General features: G+C 65.9%; 5 protein-coding genes and 1 pseudogene. All 6 read right to left on the reverse strand.

Going from position 1 to position 6,437, the window contains the following annotated elements; all coding sequences use genetic code 11:
* Positions 1–63 precede the first annotated feature (63 nt).
* The gene (locus AC1RWI_RS12985; protein ID WP_492866799.1) at positions 64–1,629 is read right to left on the reverse strand and encodes a DHA2 family efflux MFS transporter permease subunit; all 1,566 of its coding nucleotides are present in this window, start codon (positions 1,627–1,629) and stop codon (positions 64–66) included.
* A 110-nt stretch (positions 1,630–1,739) separates the two neighbouring features.
* A complete protein-coding gene (locus AC1RWI_RS12990) occupies positions 1,740–3,011 on the reverse strand; it encodes an HlyD family secretion protein (protein WP_492866801.1) in 1,272 nt (423 codons plus the stop codon).
* A gap of 60 nt (positions 3,012–3,071) precedes the next feature.
* Complete coding sequence (locus AC1RWI_RS12995) at positions 3,072–4,559, reverse strand: efflux transporter outer membrane subunit (RefSeq protein ID WP_492866803.1); 1,488 nt, start codon at positions 4,557–4,559, stop codon at positions 3,072–3,074.
* A gap of 41 nt (positions 4,560–4,600) precedes the next feature.
* A complete protein-coding gene (locus tag AC1RWI_RS13000) occupies positions 4,601–5,038 on the reverse strand; it encodes a MarR family winged helix-turn-helix transcriptional regulator (RefSeq protein WP_043345982.1) in 438 nt (145 codons plus the stop codon).
* Positions 5,039–5,177: 139 nt separating this feature from the next.
* Positions 5,178–5,345, reverse strand: a pseudogene (locus AC1RWI_RS13005) (helix-turn-helix domain-containing protein); the annotation flags it as partial.
* Between the two features lie 242 nt (positions 5,346–5,587).
* Positions 5,588–5,911, reverse strand: coding sequence for a hypothetical protein (locus AC1RWI_RS13010; RefSeq protein WP_043345985.1), 324 nt, complete (start codon positions 5,909–5,911; stop codon positions 5,588–5,590).
* Positions 5,912–6,437: the final 526 nt, after the last annotated feature.

Consider the following 6,437-nt stretch of genomic DNA (forward strand, 5'->3'; position numbering starts at 1 on the left):
GCAGGCAAGTAGGCAAGCAGGCAGGCCGGTTTGCCCCCCATTCATGCAAGCTCCCGCCCGCCTTCAATGCGCGGCCGCACCAGCGGCAGCATTGCCGCCCTTGGCCGGCTTGGTGAACCAGATCAGCGGAATGATCACGATGAAGATCACGCCCGAGATCCAGAAGATATCGTTCAACCCAAGCATGGCGGCTTGCGTGGTGAGGTTGCGTTCGAAAAACGCCATCGCCTGGTCATGGCTGAAGCCAGCCGTGGCTTGCAAGGCTTCCAGCGCGTGCACAAAGGCCGGGTTGTGCTGGCTGGCCTGCTCCGCGAGTTGCGAGTGATGCAGGACATTGCGGTCGTTCCAGGCCGTGCTGGCCAGCGACGTCCCTACCGCGCCGGTGAACACGCGCACAAAATTCGACAGGCCCGCGGCGGCCGGGATCTTGTCCGGCGACAGCCCCGACAGGATGATCGCGGTCAGTGGCACGAAGAACAGCGCGGTGGGGATGCCTTGCAACAACGTGGGCAACACCAGCGTCCAGGTGTCCACGGTGGTGGTGTAGCCCGAGCGCATGAAGAACACGGCGGCGAAGCCGGCAAAGGCCAGGGTCGCCAGCACCCGCGCATCGGAGCGCGGCATGATCTTGCCCAGCGCCGGCGCCAGTATCACGGCGAAGATGCCCAGCGGAGCGGTCACCAGGCCGGCGTTCACGGCCGGGTAGCCAAGGTACTGCTGCATCCATTGCGGCAGCAGGACCAGATTGGCGAAGAATACGCCGTAGGCTACCGAGATCGCCACGGTGCCGCCCAGGAAGTTGCGCCCGGCGAACAGCCTGAGATCGACAATCGGATGTTCCTCGGTCAGCTCCCAGATCACGAAGAAGATAAAGCTGATCAACGCAACGACACCCAGGCCCACGATCAGCGACGAATGGAACCAGTCGAGATCCTTGCCCTTGTCGAGCATGATCTGCAGCGCTGCCACCCAGGTGATGAGCGAAGCCAGGCCAACCTTGTCGATCGGCAGTGCGCGCTTCGGTGTTTCACGCGAGCGGTAGATGATCCAGGTGACGGCGGCAGCGAACAGGCCTACGGGAATGTTGATGTAGAAGATCCAGGACCAGGAGTAGCGGTCGGTCATCCAGCCGCCCAGCGCCGGGCCGGCAATCGGGCCCACGGTAGCCGTCATGGCCCACAGCGCCAGCGCCGTGGAACTGCGTTGCCTGGGATACGAGCCAAGCAGGATGGCCTGCGAGAGCGGAATCAGCGGGCCGGCCACGGCGCCTTGCAGCACGCGCGCGGCCAGCAGGATCGGCAGGGTGGGCGCAATGCCGCACAGCCAGGATGACAGCACGAACAACAGGATGGCGCCGACGAACAGGCGGATTTGCCCGATGCGCTGGGTCAGCCAGCCTGTGAGCGGGATCGATACCGCGTTGGCGGCGGCGAACAGCGTGATGACCCACGTGCCTTCGTCCACCGACACGCCGAGGTTGCCGGAGATGGTGGGTATGGCCACGTTGGCGATCGACGAGTCGAGCACGTTCATGAAGGTGGCGAGCGCTACCGCGAAGGTGGCTAGCACCAGCTTGCCGCCGGCAAGCGGCGGGGGCTGGAGCGGTTCGGCTGTGTTGGCGTTTTCCATGGTGAACTCGACGGGTCTCCGGCTGGTGCCGGCCGGCTTTCGCCGGATTTGATTGCTATTTAAAAATCTGAGTTATCAGATAAATGGCGAAGAAAAATCCTGGCAAGGCATTACAGGACAGCACCCTTGGCCGGTTTTTCCGCTGTCTTCGCGGCAACGGCGGCAATCGCGGTGGCCTGTGCGCCCTGGCCCGATGTGCCCGAAGTGCTGTTCAGCGCGATGATGCGAGCGATTTCAGCGTCGGCTTGCTCCCCATAGCCACGGTAGACATTGGTGCTGTAGGTGGTTTTCTTGACCGCGCCGAGTTGCGCGCCGCTGCGGTCCCGGGTGTCCACCTCGGCCTGCATCGACAAGCCGATCTGCAGCGGGTGGGCACGCAGCTCCGCGGGGTCGAGTTCGATGCGGGCGGGCAGGCGTTGCACCACCTTGATCCAGTTGCCGGTGGCGTTTTGCGCGGGCAGGGCCGAGAACGCGCTGCCGGTGCCGGCCGAGAAGCCCACCACGCGGCCGTGGTAGCGCACGCTGCTGCCGTACACGTCCGCGCGCAGCTCGACCGGCTGGCCGATTCGCATATGCTGTAGCTGCACTTCCTTGAAGTTTGCGTCCACCCAGACGCCGTCCAGCGGGACGATGGCCATCATCGGCGCGCCCGGGGCTACGCGCTGGCCGACCTGCACCGAGCGGCGCGCCACATAGCCCGTGACCGGCGCCGGCAGTGTGTTGCGGGCCAGGGCGAGGTGCGCATCGCGCAGCTTGGCGGCGGCGGCCTGCACGGCAGGATGCTCGGCGACCGTGGTGTGGTCGGTCATGGTGCGGTTGGACGCAAGTTGCTGGCGGGCGGCTTCGAGCGCGGCCTCGGCGGTCTTGACCGCGTCGCGGGCGTGGGCCACGTCTTCCGCGGACACGGCCCCGGTTTCCGTCACCTGGCTGCGGCGCTGGAAGTCGTCGCGGGCCTTGGCCAGGTCAGCCTGGCGCTGCAGGATCGCGGCCTGGTAGACGTTGTTGTTGACGTAGAGGGCGCTGACCTGGCGCACCGTTTGCGCGAGTTGTGCCTGGGCGTTGCCCAGCGCGACCTGCGCATCGGCCGGGTCGAGATTGACCACGGCTTCGCCGGCCTGCACGATCTGCGTGTCGTCGGCGTTGACGCTGATCACGGTGCCGCTGACCTGCGGCGTGAGCTGCACGAGGTTGCCGTTGACATAGGCGTCGTCGGTGTCTTCGTGGTGCACGGCGTAGGTGAAATAGTAGCCAGCGTAGCCGCCGGCGGCAATCAGGCCGGCCAGGCCCAGCGTGGCGAGCAGGCGCTTGCGGGTGGCCATCTTGCTGGCGGGGGCGGTGCTGCTGCTGTCGGCAGCGGATTCGGTCTGGGTAGCTTCGGTCATTTTGATCACCTCGGTAGCGGTATCGGTGGCGTTATCGGTGGCGTTGGTGGCGTCGAGCGGTTATTGCGGCGATTGCGGCTGTTCGGGAGCGCCCGCCACGCCGGACGTATCCGTGTAGCCGCCGCCAAGAGACGCCGCCAGCGCGATCTGGCGGTCGCGGCGCGTCATGCGCAGCTGGGCCACGGCCTGGGTGCTGGCCAGCGCGCTGGTCTCGGCGTTCAGCACGGTGAGCTGGGTCGTCAGGCCCTGGCGATATTGCGCAAGGGCCAGGTCGCGGGCACGGCGGCTGTTTTGCTCGGCGCGCAGTGCATCGACCAGTTGCGCATCGATCGTGCGGATCTGGGCCAGTTGCGTCGCCACGTCGGTCAGGGCGCCGATCAGCGTCTGGTTGTAGTTCGCCACCGCCATGTCGAATTGCGCGTAGCGGCCCTTCAACTGCGCGCGCAGCGCGCCGGCATCGAAGATCGGCAAGTGGATGGCCGGGCCGGCGCTGGCGGTGCGGCTGGCGGCGGTGAGAAAGCGGCCAAAGCCGAAGGCATCCAGGCCAATCGCGGCGCTCAGGTTGATGTCGGGGTAGAAGCCGGCCTTGGCCCCCTTGATGTCGTGGGTGCTGGCATCCACGCGCCACCGCGCGGCAACGATGTCGGGGCGGCGCGAGACCAGGTCGGCCGGGAGGTTGTCCGGCAGGCGCACCGTATCGCCGGGGCTGAGCGTGGGCCGCGCGAGGGCCAGAGCGCGGTCCGGGCCGCGGCCGAGCAGGGCGCCCAGCTGGTAGCGGGCATTGAGGATGGCGCCGTTGAGCGCCGTGACTGTCGCGTTGCTGGCGTCGAGGTTGGCGTCGGCGGTGCGCTGTTCCACTTCGGTGTCCAGGCCGGAGGCGGCGCGGGCGTGGGTGATGCGGGCCAGCGCGCCGCGCTGCCTGACTTCGTCCTGGGCGATGTCGAGCAGGGCGTACAGGCGGGCCAGTTCGTTATAGGCGCGGGCCACGGCCGAGCTGACGGACAGGCGCACCTGTTCCGATTCGGCCTCGGCGGCGCGGCGGGCCGAGACCGATGCGGCCAGCGCCTCGCGGTTCTTGCCCCACAGGTCGAGTTCATACGTGGCGCTGATCACGCCACGGTTTTCGGTCTGCCAGGAACCCGCGACGGGCGGAGGGACCATGGCCGTGGCCGAGTACTGCTGGCGGGTCAAGGCGTAACCGGCATCCACACGCGGCAAGGTGTTGGCATTGGCGCCTTCGCTGTAGGCCGCGGCGGCGGCCAGGCGAGCCTTGGCCATGTCGACCGACGGGCTGCCTTCGAGCGCCTCGGCAATCAGCGCGCGCAGCTGCGCGTCGCCGAACTGGGCGGCCCAGTCCGCCGCGGGCCAGCGGCCTTGCTCGGCGGGCAGGCTGGCGGTCGCCTCCAGCGTGGTGGGGTCGGTGATGTGCTTGTCGCTGGAGATGCCCGCGTAGCTGGCGCAGCCGGCCAGCCAGGCGCTGAGCAGCAGGGGCAGGACCTTGGCGGAGCGCAGGGCGCGGCCGGTCGCTCGAGAAATCTGCGTTTTCATTTTCTGATTTGTCAGATAAATGGTTAAAAAATAAGGCGCGCTCAGGCGGCGGAGAATTTGTCGAGCAGGCGCAACAATTCGTTGAACTCGCTCTTGCTGAAATTCTTGAGGCGCGCATTGAGCACCTCGGGGGCGATCTCCGGGATCTGGTCGGCAACGCTGTGGCCCTTGGCGGTGAGTTCCAGGTTCACCACGCGGCGGTCATCCACGCTGCGCGAGCGGGTCAGGAGGCCCTTGTGCTCCAGCTTGTCGAGGATGCGGGTCATCAGGCCGGTGTCGATCACCAGCAGCTTGCTCAGCTCGAACGGGGTCGTGGCCGTGCCGTGCGACAGCGACAGCAGGATGCCCATCTGCTGGGCGGTGATATCCAGGTCCTTCAGGGCCGCGTCCATCTCCATCAGCACGAGATTGCGGGCCTTGTTGAGATAAAAACCGACGCTCTCCGTCAGGTTGAAAGTCCCTTTCGTGTAGTGCTTCATGGCTACCTCCTGTCTTCCGTCTGCTGGCTGGATAGTATTTGATAAGTCAGATAAATTCAAGGTCAGAATCTACATTCTTTAGCGCGTGCGCAAAGGGCGGTCAACAGGTCCCGAATGTGCCGCTTGCCGGCGTGGATGGCTACGCGTTCACCCCGCGGCTGGCGAAATACCGGGCCGGAGAATCGCCAAAGGCACGGCGGAACATGGCGATGAAGTTGCTTGGCGTGGCGTAGCCCAGCGCCGGCGCAACTTCGCCCACGGCCTCGCCGCGAGCTAGCCGCTCCAGCGCCAGCCTGGCGTCGCAGCGCGGGACAGAGGTGTTGCTGGGCGCCAGCGGCCGCAAGCGTAGCGGGTCCTGGCCGGCTAGGCGTGGAGATCGGGGAAGGGGGCGACGTGACCTTGCGCACACAGACATACCCAGCGCGGCCAAGCGAAGGGGCCGCGCGCGGTTGCCGCTGCAAAGATCCGAACCCGGGGCGCTATTGCCCGGGAGTCAGCATGGCCACGCGGCGGCGCGGCACATGGGTGGCCGCGCCTTTTGGCTGCACACTACTTCGATTTCGCGCCGTCCGTGTACGGGTCGGCCTTGCCGGCCTTGGCGCCATCCGTATAAGGATCGGCCTTGCCGGCCTTGGCCCCGTCCGTGTAGGGATCGGGCTTGCCTTGCGCGGCATTCAGGTCCATTTGCGTGGATTGCTTCGCGCCATCCGTGTACGGATCGAACTTGCCGGTTTTCGCCCCATCCGTATAGGGATCGGCCTTGCCGGCCTTGGCCCCGTCGGTGTATGGGTCGAACTTCTTCTGCTGGCCATAGCTCAAGCCTGAAGCCGTTGCGGCGGCGACAAGTAACGTCAACGTGAGTACTCTGCGCATCTCTTGCTCCGGTGGTAAGGAGGTGGTCGCCTGTGGTTCAGCGAGGGTGCGCCCGGTCACAGGCCGGCCGGAATAGCTGGCATCTGCGCCACGCCAGGCAAGCTGGGGCGGCAACCTCGGTGGGCCAGCGGGGCACGCAAGTGAAGGCTGGCCGGGGTGCATGCGTGCTCGCCCCCGTCTGCCTATGCTGCGTCCCGCACAGTTCATCCTAGGAGTGAATCCGGGGAGGCCGTAGTAAAACGTTGTAAATCCTTGTTGCGCTCTTTTCCTTTCGGCCGCGCCCTGTCCCGGAGCGTGAACGGTGTGCAGCGGCCGGTGCATTCCCCCCGATTTTCCTGGTTTTCCCCGGCTTTTCTTCGCGCTTTCTTCGCGCTTTCTTCGCGCGTCTTGCCACGTCTCATGTGCGCTTCGCGCGGTATCTTGAGCTTCTGGCATCCGATCTGAAAAACCCCTTGACTATCTATCTACCAGTAGATAATATTCAGCACATGGAAGCCGCTGCTCCGCCCCAGCAAGAAAGCTGAAG

This window comes from Cupriavidus sp. MPR-AND1C (assembly GCF_058809705.1).